The organism is Xanthomonas cassavae CFBP 4642 (assembly GCF_000454545.1).
GTDB classification, from domain to species: Bacteria; Pseudomonadota; Gammaproteobacteria; order Xanthomonadales; family Xanthomonadaceae; genus Xanthomonas; species Xanthomonas cassavae.
On record NZ_CM002139.1, the window covers coordinates 4,221,319 to 4,238,124 of the forward strand.

Sequence of the window (16,806 nt, forward strand, 5' to 3'; positions counted from 1 at the left end):
ACGGCCGGCCGGCAATTTGCCAGTGCCAAGCGTCATGGTTGGGCTCGGCAACCGCATCGGGACTGTCGAAACGCCAAGCAGCGCAAGGTTTTGCGTCACTCGGCCGGCATTGTCCCTTGCACCCGGTTGCGAACCGGCCAAAGGATCAGGTCGCTTGGCTGCCGCATCGCAACCGGGCTGTACGTGATTGGAGGATTGAGCCGAGCGCAAGTTGCCGTTGGGTCAGGCCAATATGCGCTCCACCTCCAGCCTACGTGCCGGATGTCCGGAGCGCCTGCACATCGCGCTCACGGCATCGTTCCTGCGCTGGGTCAGGCATCTGCGATCACCATAGGCCAACGTGCGCGGATACGCTGATGCAGCGCACACCTGGGTCTGGCGTGCGCCCGGTCCAGCCGCAAGCGCTTCGCAGTGTCAACCAGTGCATCGGGTCACGCTTTTCTGCGCTGCATGCGCGCACGCTTGACGCTGCCAGCATGGGTCAGCGTTCGGCGCCGCTCACGAACGAACGCACGCGATCCAATGATCGGTACTGCCGACACCGCCCTGCTGCAGCGGCACCGATGTAGCCGGTTGCCACCGTCACTTCGCTCACGCGCCTTCAGTCCTGGGAGATCCACGTGGAAGCGCTGCTGCTATCCCGTATCCAGTTCGCCTTGGTCATTTCGTTTCACGTGCTGTTCCCCGCCTTCACCATCGGGCTGGCGAACTTCCTGGGCTTTCTGGAATGGCGGTGGCTGCGCACGCACGATGAGGCCTGGAAGCGGCTGTACTTTTTCTGGCTGCGGATCTTTGCCGTCTCCTTCGGCATGGGAGTGGTCAGCGGCATCGTGATGGCTTTCCAGTTCGGCGCGAACTGGCCGGAACTCAGCCGCATCGCCGGCAGCGTGATCGGGCCGCTGTTGAGCTATGAGGTGCTCACTGCGTTCTTTCTGGAGGCCAGCTTCCTGGGGGTGATGTTGTTCGGTTGGGGCCGCGTCTCGGAACGGCTGCATTTCTTCGCCACCTGCATGGTGGCGATCGGCACGCTGGTCTCCACGTTCTGGATCCTGTCGTCCAACAGCTGGCTGCATACGCCGCAGGGCTACGCCATGGTCAACGGAATCGTGCAGCCGGCAAGCTGGACACAGATCATCTTCAACCCCTCGTTTCCGTATCGCCTGGTCCATATGGCGCTGGGTTCGTTCATCACCACCTGCTTCGTGATCGGCGGTGTGGGCGCCTATTACCTGCGCAAGGGCGTGCATGTGGAGGTGGCTGCCCGCATGTTGCGGCTGGCGGTGGCCTTTGCGGCCATCGTGTTGCCGATCCAGATCCTGGTGGGTGACCAGCACGGCTTGAACACGCTCGAACATCAGCCGCTCAAGCTGGCGGCGATGGAAGCGCACTGGCATCGCGCCGCTGCCGGTGCCGGCGTGCCGCTGGTGGTCTTTGCACTGCCCGATGCCGAGGCCGAACGCAACGACTATGAAGTGGCGATCCCGCGTCTGGGCAGCCTGATCCTGACTCACAGCACCGACGGCGATATCACGCCGTTGACCACGGTGCCGCGCGATCGGCGGCCGCCAGTGGCGCCGGTCTTCTTCGCATTCCGCATCATGGTCGGCCTGGGCATGGCGATGTTGCTGCTGGCCTGGCTTTCCGCCCTGGCGTGGTGGCGCGGACGACTGCATGCGCCGGCCCTGGTGCTGGCCTGGAATGCCATGCTGCCGGCCGGCTTCATTGCCCTGGTCGCCGGCTGGTGCGTCACCGAGATCGGCCGCCAGCCGTGGGTGATCTACGGGTTGCTGCGCACGGCCGATGCGGTGGGCCAACAATCGACGGTGACCGTTGCAGTGTCCCTGCTGGTGTATCTGCTGGGCTACGCCTTCGTGTTCGGTTTCGGCATCTGGTATCTGACCAAACTGGTGCGCAGCGGCCCGCAAGCCAGCCGCGATGGCCCGGACGTGGCCGGTGGCGAACATACGCCGGCACGCCCGTTGTCGGCCGCAACTACCTCCCTGGAACAGGAGAACACACCATGGAACTGAGCTACTGGTTGCCGGTGGTGTGGTTCGGGGTGATCGGCTTCGGCGTGCTGATGTATGTGGTCCTGGATGGCTTCGTGCTCGGGCTGGGCATGCTGGCCCCGTTCGCCCGCGACGAGCAGGAAGTGGACCTGATGATGAACACGGCCGCGCCGATCTGGGACGGCAACGAGACCTGGCTGGTGCTCGGCGGCGCCGGCCTGTTCGCCGCCTTTCCGACGGCATATGCGGTGATCCTGTCGGGGCTGTATCTGCCGGTGCTGCTCATGGTGATGGCGCTCGTGTTTCGCGGCGTGGCGTTCGAATTCCGTTTCAAAGCGCATCGATCCCGGCGACTGTGGACGCTTTCATTCATTGGCGGATCGATCCTGACCGCATTCGCGCAAGGCATCATCCTGGGCGCGCTGGTGGAGGGCATGCCGCTGGAAAATGGCCGCTACATCGGCGGCGTGTTCGGCTGGTTCAGCCCGTTCACCATCCTCACCGGTGCGGCGCTGGTGTTTGGCTATGCGCTGCTCGGCAGCACCTGGCTCATCCTCAAGACCGAGGGCCGCACCCACACGCTTGCGCGGCAGCTGACCAAGCCGCTGGTCGGTGTGGTGGTCACCTTTGTTGTCCTGGTCAGCGCCTGGCTGCCGTTCCTGAGCTCGCACGTGATGGCGCGCTGGTTCGAACACGGCAACTTCTGGTGGCTGTCGCCGATACCACTGGTCACCGCCACGGTAGCGTTGGCGCTGTGGCGCAGCAGCGACAGCTCGCGCAGCGACGCCTCGCCCTTCCTGCTGGCGTTGGCGATCTTCGTACTGGGCTTTATCGGGCTGGTGCTGGGCATGTGGCCGTATCTGGTGCCGCCGAGATTTACGATCTGGCAGGCTGCCTCACCGCCTTCATCGCAAATCTTCCCGATGGTGGGGCTGATCGTGTTGTTGCCGCTGGTGCTCGGCTACACCGTCTGGTCGTATCGCGTATTCCGCGGCAAGATCGCCGCCGATGTCGGGTATCACCATCATCACTGAGTAGAACTGGCCATGGGGGCAGTGGTCGGTCATTCTGGGCGCGACGCGTCTTGATCACTTAGCCGGCTTGTCCGCTCGGAACAGGCCCGCCGCCGGCTGAGCTGCTGCTGGGGAACCTCGTTGCGTTCGCATGCGTATACCTCAGCTTGGCCAGATGCCAGCGGCTGCAATTATCAGGACGCCCGTGTATGCGGGCGTATCCGACTCGGCCAGCCATCTGCTTCAAGCCGGCCGACACCACCACTTCGCAGTCGTCGGGCCAGCGCGGCCGCTCTGCGAACTGCTGATGGAGCATTCTTTGAGCTGCTGCAGATGGAGCATGCTTGAGCTTGAGCTCATGCATGCCGCGCACCTGCCCTGATGACTGCTTTCAGGCCGCCTGGCCATCCTTAGCGCTTCTCGGAGCCATCCGGCCGTTCGTAGTCATTCTCGGGATCGGCCTTGTTGACGTCGCGATCTTCATCGGGCATGTCATGCACCTTCCAGTCGGCGCGCTCGTTGCGCTGTTCCTGTGGCGTAAACGGCTTTTGCTGGTCCGATTCGGGACCCCACGGCTTCTTCGATTCGCTTCCCATTTCGCTCTCCTGAGTTGTTGGTGCCCCACGCTAGGCCGGCGCGCATTGCACGGCAGTGAACGATGCCGCGCGATGGCGTGAATGCCGCACGTGGGGATCGCTCAGCCGCCGGTCTGCGAATGCGGCGCCTGCACCGGCTTGGACTGCGGCGAGCCCTTCTGACGCAGCCAGATGGTCAGCACGACCAGCGCGAACACTGCCAGGAACTCGCTCTGCCAGTTCTGCATCGATTCGAACCAGAAGCCGGCGTCGGTGAGGTGGTCGAGCACGCTGATCGGTGGCAGCCCTTTCTGGGTGCGCTCCAGCAGTTCCAGGCGCCAGCTGCCGATCAGGTGCAGCACGAAGCTCATCAGGAACAGCACGCCGAAGGCGATCGCCAGCGAGTGCTCGTAAAGGCGCAACCACCAGCCGCCGGCACGCACCGGCCAGGGCGTGGTGCCTGGACAAATCCGATCATGCGCATCTTCGGGATCGAGCGGGCGCGACTCTGCCGAGCCCGCCTGACGCAGTCTGACGGTCAGCAGCACGTACATGCCCATCTGCAGGAATTCGCTCTCCCAGTTCTCGAACAGTGCCGACATGAAGTGCGGGCTTCGCAGATACGCTGCCAGTTGCAGTGTCGGCAGCCGCTGTTCGGCGAGTGCGTGGTTATAGGCATGCAACCCGGCGTAGACCTGCGCACAGATCAACAACAGGGTCAGCGCGAGCAGGCACAACGACAGCCCATTGCGGCGCAGGAACATGGCAAACCCTCCGGACAGGAATGGCAGTATCGGGCGCCACCAGCAGCGGCGGCATAAAAACACAGGGATTGATCGCATACCAATCACGCTTGCATCGACAGCCGGCTGCCAGGCGCGCAGCACACAGGCCGGCGACATTGCCTAGCCCGGACGTTGACGTATGCATGCGCACACTCAAGCTCATTCCCGCGCTTCACACCTCAGGAGACACCCATGCCCGTACCCAATTACCCGCGCCCACCCTTCAAGCCGCAACAACAAAGCTTTCCCGGCCGGACCGAGCGCATGGATCCACGCCCGGATCATGGCGAGGACAGCTATGTCGGGCACGGCCAGTTGAAAGGCAAGCGTGCACTGATCACCGGCGGCGACAGCGGCATCGGTGCCGCGGTGGCGATCGCGTATGCACGCGAAGGTGCGGACGTGGCTATTGCTTACCTGCCCGCCGAGCAGGAAGACGCCGCCAGGATTGGCGCACTGATCGAAAAGGCTGGCGTCAAGGCGCTGCTGGTGGGCTGCGATATCAGCGATGAGCATCAGGCCCAATCGCTGATCGACCAAGTGCACGGCGCCTTTGGTGGTCTGGACATCCTGGTCAACAATGCCGCTTATCAAGCGTATTACCAGAACTTTGACGACATCACGCTGGACGAATGGCGCAAGACCTTCGATACCAATGTCCACGCGGTTTTTAATCTGGTGCGGTTGTCGGTGCCGCTGATGACCGATGGTGGCTCCATCATCAATACCGCCTCGGTGCAATCCAAGAAGCCGACGCCGAATATCCTGCCCTACGCCGCCACCAAGGGGGCGCTGGCCAATCTGACCATCGGTCTGGCAGGCGTGCTTGCCGACAAGCACATCAGGGTCAACGCAGTGCTGCCAGGCCCAATCTGGACACCGTTCATTCCCGCAGGCATGGACGAAGAGTCCGTGCAGAACTTCGGCGCGCAAACACCGATGGGGCGTCCCGGCCAACCGGTGGAACTGGCGTCGGCCTACGTCATGCTGGCGGCCGACACCGCCAGCTACACCTCCGGCACCCTGCTGACAATTGCTGGCGGCGCAGTGACGTTGTAAGCGGCGTGTGGCGTTGATCGCGTCATTATGGCCCACTTCGCTCTGATGGCGGAGTGGGCCTTCGCGTTTTCGGCCGCAGTACGCTTCGACAAGGCACAAGAGAGCCGCGGAAGCTCCTTAATTGCCGCCAACAGCCAGTGGCTGTCGAAAAGGGTATGTGGCTGCCGCAGAACCCCTCTGCCGGGGATGAGCCAGAGCAACGTCTGTGATCAAAGGCGCCTGACGTTTTCTTGAGGAGACTTGACGCGATCAAGCGCTCTACGGCGGATAACGCGCAGCTGCTTTCGCTGATCCGATTGACCTACTGGCGAATGAGACCGGTGCGATCCATAGCGTCGCGCCGATATTGGCGACGTCACTTGCCATTAAAGCACCGCGTCCCATTAAAGCACCGCGTCATTGATATGACTTGGCCGTGTGTGTTGGACACCATCCTAATGCAATCCGTGCGATACGCGAGGCTTCTGTCAGAAGGAGCCTCACATGATCGACCAATACCGGGCGTAGACGTCATGGCGTGCAGGCGACCCGATCGACCCTATCGCCGCGACGATGTACGGCGTGTCACAGCGAGTGACACGCCGTATTTCAACCATTAGTGCGGCTGGCTCTGCTTCGCGCGCAGGGTCTTCGCATGCTCCAGATGCTCGGCAATCGTTGCGCGCATACGCTGCAGCTCCTTGCCAAGATCGCTGGAGCCCGGCTCGCTGCTGAGCTGCGTATCGATCTGGGAGAGCGCACGCCCGTGGCTGGCGACGCTGGCCTGCAGATACTGGGTCTGGAACGCCTGGCCGTGGTACTGCTCAAGCTGTTTGCGCGTACCTTCCGAGCGGGCCGCTTCAGCCTGGGCCCGCGCGCCGGTACGATCAGGCGCAAAGCGGCTGAGGTCGGTCAACGCGGCGCTGTGTACCTGGTCCATCTTGCGGGCGAATTCCAGCAGTGGACCGTCCACGCCCTTGACTACCGCCAACTGCGCCAGGGTGCGCTCCTGCTCGTTGAAGATCGCTAGTGCAGCAAGTGCCTGATTGCGTTCGGCAGATGCACCGTCTGTGTTCCGCAGTGGGTCGCCATGCGGTGGCGTCGTACCGCGGGCAGCGACGTCCTGGCGATCCTGCAGCAACACGTCCTGGGTGCGGGGCGCCTGGGTGGGCTGCTCCTGGCGACGCTGCCACGCCTTGTAGGCGACGTAGCCCACCGCACCCGCAGTCACCAGTCTGAAAAGTCCCATCGTTGCCTCCTGTTGTTCGCCCTGAAGCGTTGAGATGAAGTGGATGTGGATGCGCTGCCGGTAGCAGCAGCGCGTTGGTTGAGGGTGCGAGCGCACGAGTTATCCAGGCATGACCTGGGCATCAACGCGGCGTCGGCGTGGTGCCACATGCACATCGCACGCACGCTGCGCATTGATCGGCTTAACACTCCGATGCCAACACTGGCCGCCGTCGCCGTGACTGCAACGGCTTTCTGGAGTGCGCCATGCTTGCCCTCAACTATCACGGCTCTCACGACGTGCGGGTCGAGACCGTTCCCGACCCGGCGCTGGTCGAACGCGACGACCTGATCCTGCGCGTGACCGCCACGGCCATCTGCGGCTCGGACCTGCATCTGTATCGCGGCAAGATTCCAGAGCTGCGGCAAGGCGACATTCTTGGTCATGAATTCATGGGCATCGTCGAGGACGTTGGCCCGGACGTGACCGCAGTGAAGCGCGGCGACCGCGTGGTGATTCCGTTCGTCGTGGCTTGCGGGCAGTGCTTCCACTGCATGCTGCAGGAGTTCTCTGCCTGCGAAACCACCAATACCGGCAAGGGCGCCGCGCTGAATCACAAGGATATTCGCCCGCCCGCAGCCCTGTTCGGCTTCAGCCACTTGTATGGCGGACTTTCTGGCGGCCAGGCCGAGTACGTCCGCGTGCCCAAGGCCAATGTCGGGCCGCTGGTAGTGCCCGACGCACTGCACGACGAGCAGGTGCTGTTCCTGTCCGACATCCTGCCAACCGGATACCAGGCGGTGATCGATGGGGGCGTCAGGCAGGGGTCCACGGTGGCTATCTTCGGCGCGGGCCCGGTCGGCCTGATGGCTGCGGCATGCTGCAGGATGCTGGGCGCGGAGCGCATCTTCATGGTCGACCGCCACACGTACCGGCTGGATTTCGCGTCCAAGGCGTATGGCGTGATCCCCATCAACTTCGACCAGATCGACGACCCGGCCGATGTGATCGTCTCGCAGACCGATGGCCGTGGCGTGGATGTCAGCATCGAGGCGGTCGGGTTCGAAGCAGAAGGCAGCACACTCGAGACCGCGCTGACCAGCCTGAAACTGGAAGGCAGCAGCGGCGTCGCCATCCGCCAGTGCATTGCAGCCACCCGGCGCTGTGGCGTGGTCAGCGTGCCTGGCGTCTATGCCGGCTTCATCCATGCCTTCATGTTTGGCGACGCGTTCGACAAGGGGCTGAGCTTCAAGATGGGTCAGACCCATGTGCAGAAACATATGCCATACTTGCTGGAGCGTATCGGCAATGGCGAGCTCAAACCCAGTGCCATCATTTCGCACCGCATGTCGCTGGCCGATGCTGCGCGCGGTTACGAACTTTTCGACAAGAAACAGGACGACTGCCGCAAGGTCGTGCTGACGCCGTAACGCTAGTCGCTACTGCACCGCGCGCGCAAGGTGGCGTCGGTGCAGTAGCGGCTGTGATTTGCCTTGCCATGCTTGGCATGGTGGCATCCAGTTCTAGGCAGTGGCCGACCGTGGGCGGGACTCCGATTGCGCAAGCGAGATGCAGCTGGCATTGTCGCCACCCGCTGCCCCACTGCAACCGTCGCCGCGGTCGCGATATCGCTGGACGCATCTTGGTCATCAGTCCAGCGGTTTCGCGGGTACGAACGGCGATACAGGATCGCTGGCGGGAAACGTTTCTTCCACCGCCTCGTCCTGCAATGCGTCCTGCTTGGCGCGATCGTCCTGGATTTCCTCTTGCGCGCTGTGCGATACGCGGCCGTCGATGCGATGCGTGGCCATGCCAATCTCCTGATCCGTGTTGATGCACCACACGCTACGGCGTACAAGCGATGGCAGAGGTGAATCCTGCCTTCGCATCGTACGACAAGGCCACCGCATACAGGTATGCACTTCAACAGTTGCTTTCCTGATCGCCGGCACATCGCGTGCTGCAAGCATCAGCCGATTGCGCGCCAATCGAATCTGCATGAGCGGCCATGCACGCGCTACAGCGACCACCATCGTAGGACGTGCTGCACATCGCAATGACGCAAGGGCAAATGCAACGCAGCTGCACGTGTGAGCAAGTAGTAGCGCCAGCGCCGATTCACATCCATGCTCACCCAGGGTGTATGGTGCAGAGGCACCCGGGCTCCGGGGTGCCCTCACTCTACCTGGCCTTTTCCATCAAGACTCTCTGCGAACGCTGCGACGCCGTCTGTTGCCGGCTCACTGTTATGGTCGATCCATCCGACCGCATCCCACACCATCTGACCAGCGTGACGCCGGAAGGCTGGCACGTGATGGCGCGCGACGCGGAAGGCTGGTGCGTGGCCATCGATGCGGCACGCATGTGTTGCTCGATCTACGACACGCGGCCGGCGATCTGCCGGCGTTTCGTCATGTCCGGCCCGTATTGCCGCGACGTGCGTGCTACCTACGACGATCAACGTCGGCGGGGCATTCCCTTGACGCTGTACAACGCATGAGGATTCGCGATGAACACTTCCCGCCGCCAGTCGATGACCGTGAGCAACCAGCCGGGCAAGCCGCGTCTGTCCGAACAGCGCCTGGCCGCCGACCTGCAAGCGTTTCAGCAATCCGGCGGTGCGATCGAACGCCTGGGCGACACACCATTACGCCGTGACAAGAAGCGTGGCGCCGAAGGCGTTGCCACTGCGGTTGCTGCAAAACCCGCCGCCGAAACCGAATAAGACGCCACCCGCCTCTGCGCCGCACGACGTGGCAGCCATGCGTTGGCGAGCGTGCAGTGCGCGTACCTCCCTGGCGCGCTGCAGCTGGCCGCCGCCAGCAGCGGCACGCCAGCAGGTGCGCAGCGCCAGTTACAGCAGCTGTGCGCGGTCGATCGCGCCGAGCCGTTGTGCCAGTGAGGCCATCTCATTGGCCAGGTTGATCATGTTGCCGCCGGCTTGCGCCGCGATGCCCATGATGCGTTGATACGCGTCCCAGAAGTCCGGTCCACGGCCATAAGCATCGTGGAATCCTTGCAGCTCCAAGACCAGCAGATCGGACACTTGCATGTCGGAGTGGTCCATTGCGTTACCTCGTTGGGGATTCCCCGGCCCGCAGCTTATACCTGTTCAGCTTACAAAACCGCGACAGTGGTGCAACAGCCGCCATGAACCTGAATTGGTTAGGGGTGCGTAGCGTTATTCGCTGACACCAGCGATGGTCTGCGGCGGGGCACTCCACATTTGCCACTCCTACGCCAGTACGGCTTGAGCGATCCCTTGGTCGTTCACTCAAAGCAGCTGGCTGGCACCGCCCGACCAGCTCTATACGTCCACTCGCCACGGCGTCCCAGGCGGCTGCCTGCCTGACCGCACCGGTTCCACTACGCCGCGCGATGCCCGCTTCTTGCCTGGAAAGCCGCCCCTGCCGGGCCGCGATCGCCCCGCGCATGCCCACACCAGGCCGCCTGAATGCCGCCAGCCCAGGCCGGCCAGAGCTGCTCGCAACGGCGGCGCAAAGCACCGAACGGCGCACATTCCCGTGTAAAATGCGCAGTCTTTGACCGGAACAATGGCGAAAGCTGCTCCACGGGCGCCCTTCTCGGGCCCGGCGTTCATTCGCCTGCTGGCACGCCTGAGCGACGCCCGCGTCGCCCAGTCCCACCATGCGCTTGCCGACCGGCTGAGCCAGTGGATCGACTGGACGCGCGCGGTGGCCGTCTCCAAGGCGCTGGACGGCAAGCTGCCCGCCACCGCTGACCTGCCTGAGCCACGCCCACTGGATGCGCACGCGTGCGCACGCGTGCGTGCGGGTCTGGCCACCAGCAGCGTGGCCGATCTGGATGCGTTGGTCGCTCGGCTGCGGGCCGACACGCGCAGCGCTGCCGCATCGCAGGAAGCGCCCGCGCCGCCCGACTACGCCCCGTTCCGGCAGCACTATCTGGCCATGCAACGCGGCATGCGTACCGCCACCGGCGACCTGCGCGGACGGCTGCGCGACCTGCTGGTACTGGTGTCGGCCGACATGGCACGGCTGGCCGAAGTGGACGCGGTGATGGAGCTGACCTTGAGTCCCCGCGAACAGACCTTGTTGAACACCGTGCCGGGCCTGCTCGGGACGCATTTCGAACGCCTGCGCGACGCCGCGCATGCGCCTGGCTCAGCAGCCGGCAGCGAGGCCGCGCCACGCGCGGTGTCCGATGGCTGGCTGGATATCTTTCGCATGGACATGCAGAGCGTGTTGCTCGCCGAACTGGATGTTCGTTTTCACCCGATCGAAGGCCTGCTTGCAGCGCTTCGTACCCGCTAACTGGGACGTCATGTTCAGAACTCTCGTACACGTGTGTGTGTTTCTCATCGGCCTGCTGGCGGTTTGCTGGGTCGGTCTCGGCTATCTGGGTTCCAACCCGCTGGGTGCCTGCGTTGCGGCGGTGATCGGCGCCTGCTACGTGGCCGGCGCAGTGGAGCTGTACCGCTATCGCCAGGCCACGACCACGCTGGACACCGCGCTCGCCGGGGTGACCACGGCCCCCACCGCGCTGGATGCGTGGCTGCAGCAACTGCACCCCAGCCTGCGCAATGCGGTGCGCCTGCGCATCCAGGGCGCACGCGTGGCCTTGCCGGCGCCGGTGCTCACGCCGTACCTGGTGGGTCTGCTGGTGTTGCTCGGTATGCTCGGCACCCTGCTCGGCATGATGGCCACGCTCAAGGGCACCGGCGTTGCGCTGCAGAGCGCTACCGACCTGCAGGCCATTCGCGGCTCGTTGGCCGCCCCGGTGGAAGGCCTGGCCTTCGCCTTCGGGACGTCCATCGCCGGCGTTGCCACCTCGGCCATGCTCGGCCTGTTGTCGGCGCTGTGCCGGCGCGAGCGCCTGCAGGCGGTACAGCGGCTGGACCTGAAGATCGCGGCCGAATTGCATCCGCATTCGGAAGCGCATCAGCGTGGCGAAGTGTTCAAGCTGCAGCAGCAACAAAGTGCCCTGATGCCCGCGCTGATCGATCGGCTGCAGGCGTTGATGACCAGCATCGAGCAGCAAAGCATCGCCGCAGACGAGCGCCTGGCCAGGCAGCAGGCCGAATTCCACAGCAGGACCGAGGCGGCATATGCGCGGCTGGCCACCTCGATGGAGCAGTCGTTGCAGGCCGGCGTCGCCGCTAGCGCACGCGCGGTCGGCGCGGCCCTGCAGCCGGCGATGGACGCCACCATGGCCAGCATCGCGCGCGACACCGCCACCTTGCACGAGCGGCTGACCCAGGCGGTGCAGCAGCAACTGGACGGCATCAGCAGCGGCTTCGAACGCAGTGCCGGCAGTGCCGCCACGCACTGGGCCAGCGCGCTGGCCGCACAGCAGCAGGCGCAAGCTGCCCTCAACGCACAGGTGCAGGCCACGCTGGAGCAGATCACCCTGCAGACCATCGCGTTGCAGGAGGGTGTGGGCACGGCCGTGCAACAGCAATTGCTCGGGCTCAGCACCGGCTTTGAAGACAGCGCGCGCACCGCGGCCGAGCACTGGCAGGCCGCACTGGCTGCGCAGGAGCGCACGCAGCATGGGCTCGGCGAACAGGTGCAAGCGGCCCTGGCGCAGGCCGACCAACGCAGCGCCGCGCTGCAGGACAGCGTTGGCGAGGCCGTGCAACAGCAGTTGCATGCGCTCGAGCAGGGCATTGCACGCAGCAACGCCACCACCGCCGAGCACTGGACAGCACTGCTGGCCGAACAACGCAGCGCCACCCAATCGATCGGCACGCAGGTGCAGGCCACGCTGGAACAACTGGCCCTGCAAGCCACCGCATTGCAGGACGGCGTCCGGCAGGCCGTGCAGCAGCAACTGGAAGGCTTGACCACCGGCTTCGAAGCAAGCACCGCCGCCGCCGCGGCAGGCTGGACCTCGGCGGTCGCCGAACAGCAGCGTGCCAACCACGTACTCATCCAGGACCTGCAGCGCAGCCTGACCGCATTCGCCAGCACCTTCGATGCACGCTCCAGCGCACTGGTCGATGCGGTGTCCGCGCGCCTGGACCAGTCCAGCAACGAGGCGACCACTGCCTGGACGCAGGCACTGGCGCAGCAGCAGCAGGCCGGCGCGGCATTGGCGAACGAGCATCAGCGCGCACTGGCTGCGGCAAGTGCCAGTTTTGAGACGCAGGCGGCCGCCCTGGTCAGCAGCCTGCAGCAGTCGCATGGCGAGTTGCAGGCCGCCCTGGAGGCACGCGACACCCAGCGCCTGGCGCTGTGGAGCGAACGCTTCACCAGCATGAGCGCGGCGCTGGGCAGCCAGTGGGAACAGACCGGCGCGCGCGTGGCGCAGCAGCAGCAGACCATCTGCGACACCCTGGCCAGCACGGCGAGCGAGTTGTCCACGCAGGCACAGGCGCAGGCCAGCGCCACCATCAGCGAAGTCTCGCGCCTGATGCAGATTGCCTCCGAAGCGCCCAGGGCCGCCGCCGACGTGGTGGCCGAACTGCGCCAGAGCCTGTCCGAGAGCATGGTGCGCGACACCGCCATGCTGGAAGAACGCAGCCGCCTGCTGGCCACGTTGGATACCTTGCTCAACGCGGTCAATCACGCCTCCACCGAACAACGCGACGCGGTGGATGCGCTGGTGACCACCTCGGCCGATCTGCTGCAGCGCGTGGGTAACCAGCTAACCGACCAGATCGGCAGCGAAACCAGCAAGCTCGGCGCGGTGGCTGCGCATGTCAGCGGCAGCGCGGTGGAAGTGGCCAGCCTGGGCGAGGCCTTCGGCATGGCGGTACACCTGTTCAGCAGCGCCACCGGCGAACTCAACGAACGCTTGCAGCACGTCGCCAATGCACTGGATGCTTCGCTGACACGCAGCGACGATCAACTGGCCTATTACGTGGCGCAGGCGCGCGAGGTGGTGGACCTGAGCATGCTGTCGCAGAAGCAGATCATCGAAGAACTGCGCCAGCTCGACCGTGGCCGCGGCGATGACGGCGCCGCGGAGCCGGCATGAGCGACGAGATCGACATCGACGGCGAATCGGGCACCCCGATCTGGGCCGCGTTCGGCGACCTGATGTCGGTACTGCTGGGCGCCTTCGTCTTGATCCTGGTCGGCGTGATCGGCGTGCAGCTGCAGCTGTCCAGCCGCCTGGACGAGGCGGTCAAGCAGCAGCAGGCCGAGGCGCAGCGCCGCAAGACGCTGGAGCAGGCGCTGGCCGCGCCGCTGGCAGCCGGCCGCGTGACCCTGGTCGATGGCCGCATCGGCATCCGCGGCAATGTGCTGTTCGCCTTCAACTCAGACGAACTGCAGCCGGAAGGCCGCGAGGTGTTGAAGTCGTTGGCTGCGCCGCTGGCGCACTACCTGGCCGCGCGCGAGGAGATCCTGATGGTGAGCGGATTCACCGACGACCGCCCGGTGCTGGGCGGCAATCGCCGCTACGCCGACAACTGGGAGCTGTCCGCGCAACGCGCGCTGACCGTGACCCGCGCGTTGATCGCTGAAGGCGTCCCCGCCGCCTCGGTGTTCGCTGCCGCCTTCGGTTCACAGCAACCGGTGGATTCCAACGCCGACGAAGCGCGCCGGGCCAAGAACCGCCGGGTGGAGATCGCACCGATCGCGCGTCCATCCCCCAAGCGCCACGACGCGCCTGCACCGGCCGCAGCGCCACGATGAGCAGGCAGGCAGCATCCGCGCGCGCGCGCCTGCAACGCTGGCACGCCGAAGGTGCCGGCCAGGTGGATCCGGTGCGCTTCCACCTGATGCAGACGCTGGCAGCGCGCGCCCAGGCCCAGGCCGAAGCGGCGGTGCGTGCGGTGCTGGAAGACAAGCTCGCCGCGCTGGTCGATCAGTACGCCGCCGTGATCAAGCAGGCCGCCGCGCGCGCGACATCCCGCGCCTTCCCGCCTGCGCCCCAACGCAGCCGGCTGGGTGCGCTGCGCGACCAGCTCGCCGGCCACGCGGCGCTGATGGAAGTGGACAGCCGCAAGACCGCTGCCGCCGATGCACTGCAGTTTCCCGAGCTGCCGGCACTGGAGGACTTCCGGCGCACCTGGACCACCGTGCGCACCGCCAGCCAGGTGCGGCAATCGCTGCAGGACGCGCCCAAGGACGCCGGCCCGCTCAATTCCAGCGTACTGGTGCATCGCTGCATCAGCCTGATGCGCGAACGCTCGCCGGGATATCTGCAGCATTTCCTCGGGTATGTGGACGCCTTGTCCTGGCTGGAACAGATGCATACCGGCGGCGCGCTGGCCGATGAAACCGCGACGCCGATCGGCACGCCGGCAAGGAAGCGCAGCCGCAACGGCACGGCAACGCGGCGCAGCTAAGATGGAACACGCCGGGATGGAACACGCCGGAGAACGACGCAGAGGGCATCACCGTGGTCACGCCCATCACGCCGTTGCCGCCATCACCAATCCAGATTGCCATGCATGCACCTTCAACATGCGTCGAGCTGACAAAGCGCGGTGAGCACATCTCGGAAATGTCGCACTGCCGGCTCCGACAGCGCACCGAAGACGCGCTGCTGCTGCGCCATCGCCACGTTCCATAGCGCCGCCGCATCGCCCACGCCCCGATCGGTAAGCGCATGCACGCCGCTACCGGCGTCGGACACCAGCAGCCCCTTATGTCGCAGCGTATCCAGGACCAATGCAATTTCATCGGCCGGCACCGATGTCAGCGCCAATAGTGCTCGGGTATCCAACGCGCGATCCAGCAACGCCAGCAGCACACGCGCTTCGTTGGTATGAAACCCCGATGCCAGCTGACGCGGCTGGTAATCAGCCGCGTACCGCCGTACTGCCGTACTGCCTGTGTCATCAGGTAGAACAGGCTCTCCTGCAGCCGTCCATCGCCGGCAGCCGGCGCGCCGTCCTGCTGCGCGTGGGTATCGCGCGGGTGTGCCAACAGCGATGAGTACGCCCCCTGGTGATATACCAGCGGCGCGCGGCCGAAATCCTCGAATGCCACCACCCGGCCAATCAGCAGCCAATGGTCGCCGCCGTCGATCACCTGATGCATTGCGCAGCGAAATCGCGCCGCGCAATGCAGCAACATCGGCGTACCGCAATCCGCCAGCTCCAGCGCCACGCCATCGAAGCGATCATCACTGGAACGTGCGAAGCGGTTTGAAAGCTCGATCTGGTCGGCAGCCAGGATATTGACCGCAAAATGCTCGGCCGACGCGAACACCGGGTAGCTGGCCGAGTCCTTGCGGATCGACCACAGTACCAAGGGCGGCGACAGCGACAGCGAGTTGAAGCTATTGGCCGTGACCCCGACCCGCTGCACGCCGTGGGCGGCGGTCATTACCGCTACTCCGGTCGCGAAATTTCCCAGGGCACGCCGAAATGCCAGGAAATCGAAGGCGTCCGATGCACCTGCTGCACCGGGCGCTGCCACGCCATGCTGGTTCATGCGTTCTCTCGCTCAAGACATGCTCGGATCGGGATCCAGCCCCATCAGCTCACGGCCGAGGATCTGCTTGCAGACGTCGTAATCGGTGTAGGCGTGCGCACCGGTCATGTGCGCATCGCGGAACAACCGCTGCATCTCGCTGTGATCGAACCAGGCCATGCCGCCGGCCGCTTCGAACAGACGATCGACCGCCTGGATGCAGCTCTTGACCGCAAATCCCTGATTGGTTCGCCAATGTGCCAGCGTGGCCCGGTCCGGATAACGCTGCTGAGCCGAGTGCTCGGCATGCGCATGCCAGGTTTTCTCCAGAACCGCGCGTGCCGCACCAATCTGGTGGGTGGATTCAGCCAGCCGCATCAGGGCGGGGTTTCCGCGCCCACCGCTGCGCCGGTGTAGGCGCGCACTCGGGTGCGCGTCTTCTCGCGAAACACTTCCAGCATGCGTTCGGCAACGCCCAGACTGACCGCGGCAAAGCCAACCGCGAAATACGGGCGATACGGCGAATAGAAGATCTTGCTGTCCGGGTACAACCCGAAGCCGGCCGACCGCCCTTCCATCATGTCCTTGGCGGTTTGGATCCTGTGCTCCGGGACGAAAGCATCGGTCACCACCAGGGTTCTGGTGCCGGTGCCGCGCATGCCGGCCGCATGCCAGTCGTCGCGTATCACGTAGTCGCTGCGTGGCAGCACTGCGAAGCTGTAGACCGGCGGAGCGCCCTCTTCGACCACCCGGCGGCAGCCCATGATCGCCCACTGCGCATGATCGCACCCACTGCTCCAGCCCATTT

At 64.9% G+C, this 16,806-nt stretch carries 19 protein-coding genes; 10 read left to right on the plus strand and 9 right to left on the minus strand.

Going from position 1 to position 16,806, the window contains the following annotated elements; all coding sequences use genetic code 11:
• The first annotated feature begins 620 nt into the window (after window positions 1–620).
• Entirely contained in the window at window positions 621–2,030 is a 1,410-nt protein-coding gene (locus XCSCFBP4642_RS0118670) for a cytochrome ubiquinol oxidase subunit I (RefSeq protein ID WP_029221108.1), read from the plus strand.
• The gene (gene cydB / locus XCSCFBP4642_RS0118675; RefSeq protein ID WP_029221109.1) at window positions 2,021–3,043 is read left to right on the plus strand and encodes a cytochrome d ubiquinol oxidase subunit II; all 1,023 of its coding nucleotides are present in this window, start codon (window positions 2,021–2,023) and stop codon (window positions 3,041–3,043) included. Before XCSCFBP4642_RS0118670 ends, cydB begins: the two co-directional genes overlap by 10 nt.
• Window positions 3,044–3,432: 389 nt before the next feature.
• On the opposite strand, the gene XCSCFBP4642_RS0118685 is transcribed toward cydB, so the two are convergent.
• Window positions 3,433–3,618, minus strand: a complete 186-nt coding sequence (locus XCSCFBP4642_RS0118685; RefSeq protein ID WP_029221111.1) for a hypothetical protein — start codon at window positions 3,616–3,618, stop codon at window positions 3,433–3,435.
• Between the two features lie 101 nt (window positions 3,619–3,719).
• Complete coding sequence (locus XCSCFBP4642_RS0118690; protein ID WP_029221112.1) at window positions 3,720–4,361, minus strand: DUF6766 family protein; 642 nt, start codon at window positions 4,359–4,361, stop codon at window positions 3,720–3,722.
• A gap of 213 nt (window positions 4,362–4,574) precedes the next feature.
• On the opposite strand from XCSCFBP4642_RS0118690, the gene XCSCFBP4642_RS0118695 reads away from it, so the two are divergent.
• Window positions 4,575–5,441 (plus strand): SDR family oxidoreductase, encoded by an 867-nt coding sequence (locus XCSCFBP4642_RS0118695; RefSeq protein ID WP_029221113.1) that lies wholly within the window; start codon window positions 4,575–4,577, stop codon window positions 5,439–5,441.
• Between the two features lie 595 nt (window positions 5,442–6,036).
• On the opposite strand, the gene XCSCFBP4642_RS0118700 is transcribed toward XCSCFBP4642_RS0118695, so the two are convergent.
• Entirely contained in the window at window positions 6,037–6,669 is a 633-nt protein-coding gene (locus XCSCFBP4642_RS0118700; protein WP_029221114.1) for a DUF4142 domain-containing protein, read from the minus strand.
• 245 nt (window positions 6,670–6,914) lie between these two features.
• Between XCSCFBP4642_RS0118700 and XCSCFBP4642_RS0118705 the strand changes: the two genes are divergently transcribed.
• The gene (locus XCSCFBP4642_RS0118705) at window positions 6,915–8,078 is read left to right on the plus strand and encodes a zinc-dependent alcohol dehydrogenase (protein WP_029221115.1); all 1,164 of its coding nucleotides are present in this window, start codon (window positions 6,915–6,917) and stop codon (window positions 8,076–8,078) included.
• 219 nt (window positions 8,079–8,297) lie between these two features.
• Here the strand turns inward: XCSCFBP4642_RS0118705 and XCSCFBP4642_RS29515 are convergent, their stop codons facing one another.
• Window positions 8,298–8,459 (minus strand): hypothetical protein, encoded by a 162-nt coding sequence (locus XCSCFBP4642_RS29515; protein WP_167331396.1) that lies wholly within the window; start codon window positions 8,457–8,459, stop codon window positions 8,298–8,300.
• Window positions 8,460–8,791: 332 nt separating this feature from the next.
• On the opposite strand from XCSCFBP4642_RS29515, the gene XCSCFBP4642_RS0118715 reads away from it, so the two are divergent.
• Together XCSCFBP4642_RS0118715 and XCSCFBP4642_RS0118720 are read left to right on the plus strand one after the other, a co-directional pair.
• A complete protein-coding gene (locus XCSCFBP4642_RS0118715; RefSeq protein WP_152527299.1) occupies window positions 8,792–9,148 on the plus strand; it encodes a YkgJ family cysteine cluster protein in 357 nt (118 codons plus the stop codon).
• A gap of 9 nt (window positions 9,149–9,157) precedes the next feature.
• Complete coding sequence (locus XCSCFBP4642_RS0118720; RefSeq protein ID WP_029221118.1) at window positions 9,158–9,373, plus strand: hypothetical protein; 216 nt, start codon at window positions 9,158–9,160, stop codon at window positions 9,371–9,373.
• Between the two features lie 129 nt (window positions 9,374–9,502).
• Here XCSCFBP4642_RS0118720 and XCSCFBP4642_RS0118725 read toward each other — a convergent pair whose 3' ends face one another.
• Window positions 9,503–9,715 (minus strand): hypothetical protein, encoded by a 213-nt coding sequence (locus tag XCSCFBP4642_RS0118725; protein WP_029221119.1) that lies wholly within the window; start codon window positions 9,713–9,715, stop codon window positions 9,503–9,505.
• 487 nt (window positions 9,716–10,202) lie between these two features.
• On the opposite strand from XCSCFBP4642_RS0118725, the gene XCSCFBP4642_RS0118730 reads away from it, so the two are divergent.
• The 4 genes from XCSCFBP4642_RS0118730 to XCSCFBP4642_RS0118745 are packed head-to-tail and all read left to right on the plus strand — an operon-like array spanning window position 10,203 to window position 14,926.
• Window positions 10,203–10,940, plus strand: a complete 738-nt coding sequence (locus tag XCSCFBP4642_RS0118730; protein WP_033898544.1) for a DUF3348 domain-containing protein — start codon at window positions 10,203–10,205, stop codon at window positions 10,938–10,940.
• A 10-nt stretch (window positions 10,941–10,950) separates the two neighbouring features.
• Window positions 10,951–13,608 carry a DUF802 domain-containing protein gene (locus XCSCFBP4642_RS0118735; protein WP_029221121.1) on the plus strand — a complete coding sequence of 886 codons (2,658 nt, stop codon included), beginning with the start codon at window positions 10,951–10,953 and terminating at the stop codon, window positions 13,606–13,608.
• On the plus strand, window positions 13,605–14,270 hold the full coding sequence (locus XCSCFBP4642_RS0118740) for an OmpA family protein (protein WP_029221122.1): 666 nt from the start codon (window positions 13,605–13,607) through the stop codon (window positions 14,268–14,270). The genes XCSCFBP4642_RS0118735 and XCSCFBP4642_RS0118740 overlap by 4 nt, the downstream gene beginning before the upstream one ends.
• On the plus strand, window positions 14,267–14,926 hold the full coding sequence (locus XCSCFBP4642_RS0118745) for a DUF2894 domain-containing protein (protein WP_029221123.1): 660 nt from the start codon (window positions 14,267–14,269) through the stop codon (window positions 14,924–14,926). The genes XCSCFBP4642_RS0118740 and XCSCFBP4642_RS0118745 overlap by 4 nt, the downstream gene beginning before the upstream one ends.
• A 113-nt stretch (window positions 14,927–15,039) precedes the next feature.
• On the opposite strand, the gene XCSCFBP4642_RS29710 is transcribed toward XCSCFBP4642_RS0118745, so the two are convergent.
• From XCSCFBP4642_RS29710 to XCSCFBP4642_RS29720, 4 genes are all read right to left on the minus strand, one after another.
• Window positions 15,040–15,306: a hypothetical protein gene (locus tag XCSCFBP4642_RS29710; protein ID WP_200859710.1), complete on the minus strand. Its 267-nt coding sequence runs from the start codon at window positions 15,304–15,306 to the stop codon at window positions 15,040–15,042.
• On the minus strand, window positions 15,279–15,911 hold the full coding sequence (locus XCSCFBP4642_RS25280; protein WP_235048239.1) for a flavin reductase family protein: 633 nt from the start codon (window positions 15,909–15,911) through the stop codon (window positions 15,279–15,281). Before XCSCFBP4642_RS25280 ends, XCSCFBP4642_RS29710 begins: the two co-directional genes overlap by 28 nt.
• A gap of 120 nt (window positions 15,912–16,031) precedes the next feature.
• Window positions 16,032–16,376, minus strand: a complete 345-nt coding sequence (locus XCSCFBP4642_RS29715) for an acyl-CoA dehydrogenase family protein (protein ID WP_200859712.1) — start codon at window positions 16,374–16,376, stop codon at window positions 16,032–16,034.
• A complete protein-coding gene (locus XCSCFBP4642_RS29720; protein ID WP_200859713.1) occupies window positions 16,376–16,804 on the minus strand; it encodes an acyl-CoA dehydrogenase family protein in 429 nt (142 codons plus the stop codon). The genes XCSCFBP4642_RS29715 and XCSCFBP4642_RS29720 overlap by 1 nt, the downstream gene beginning before the upstream one ends.
• Window positions 16,805–16,806: the final 2 nt, after the last annotated feature.

Coding starts and splice junctions, on each gene's coding strand:
- XCSCFBP4642_RS0118690 (WP_029221112.1), bottom strand. CDS start 4,361: ATGTTCCTGCGCCGCAATGGGCTGTCGTTGTGCCTGCTCGCGCTGACC.
- XCSCFBP4642_RS29515 (WP_167331396.1), bottom strand. CDS start 8,459: ATGGCCACGCATCGCATCGACGGCCGCGTATCGCACAGCGCGCAAGAG.
- XCSCFBP4642_RS0118730 (WP_033898544.1), top strand. CDS start 10,203: ATGGCGAAAGCTGCTCCACGGGCGCCCTTCTCGGGCCCGGCGTTCATT.
- XCSCFBP4642_RS0118740 (WP_029221122.1), top strand. CDS start 13,605: ATGAGCGACGAGATCGACATCGACGGCGAATCGGGCACCCCGATCTGG.
- XCSCFBP4642_RS29715 (WP_200859712.1), bottom strand. CDS start 16,376: ATGCGGCTGGCTGAATCCACCCACCAGATTGGTGCGGCACGCGCGGTT.
- XCSCFBP4642_RS0118720 (WP_029221118.1), top strand. CDS start 9,158: ATGAACACTTCCCGCCGCCAGTCGATGACCGTGAGCAACCAGCCGGGC.
- XCSCFBP4642_RS0118695 (WP_029221113.1), top strand. CDS start 4,575: ATGCCCGTACCCAATTACCCGCGCCCACCCTTCAAGCCGCAACAACAA.
- XCSCFBP4642_RS0118715 (WP_152527299.1), top strand. CDS start 8,792: ATGGTGCAGAGGCACCCGGGCTCCGGGGTGCCCTCACTCTACCTGGCC.
- XCSCFBP4642_RS25280 (WP_235048239.1), bottom strand. CDS start 15,911: ATGACCGCCGCCCACGGCGTGCAGCGGGTCGGGGTCACGGCCAATAGC.
- XCSCFBP4642_RS0118745 (WP_029221123.1), top strand. CDS start 14,267: ATGAGCAGGCAGGCAGCATCCGCGCGCGCGCGCCTGCAACGCTGGCAC.
- XCSCFBP4642_RS0118685 (WP_029221111.1), bottom strand. CDS start 3,618: ATGGGAAGCGAATCGAAGAAGCCGTGGGGTCCCGAATCGGACCAGCAA.
- XCSCFBP4642_RS29720 (WP_200859713.1), bottom strand. CDS start 16,804: ATGGGCTGGAGCAGTGGGTGCGATCATGCGCAGTGGGCGATCATGGGC.
- XCSCFBP4642_RS0118735 (WP_029221121.1), top strand. CDS start 10,951: ATGTTCAGAACTCTCGTACACGTGTGTGTGTTTCTCATCGGCCTGCTG.
- XCSCFBP4642_RS0118700 (WP_029221114.1), bottom strand. CDS start 6,669: ATGGGACTTTTCAGACTGGTGACTGCGGGTGCGGTGGGCTACGTCGCC.
- XCSCFBP4642_RS0118705 (WP_029221115.1), top strand. CDS start 6,915: ATGCTTGCCCTCAACTATCACGGCTCTCACGACGTGCGGGTCGAGACC.
- XCSCFBP4642_RS0118725 (WP_029221119.1), bottom strand. CDS start 9,715: ATGGACCACTCCGACATGCAAGTGTCCGATCTGCTGGTCTTGGAGCTG.
- cydB (WP_029221109.1), top strand. CDS start 2,021: ATGGAACTGAGCTACTGGTTGCCGGTGGTGTGGTTCGGGGTGATCGGC.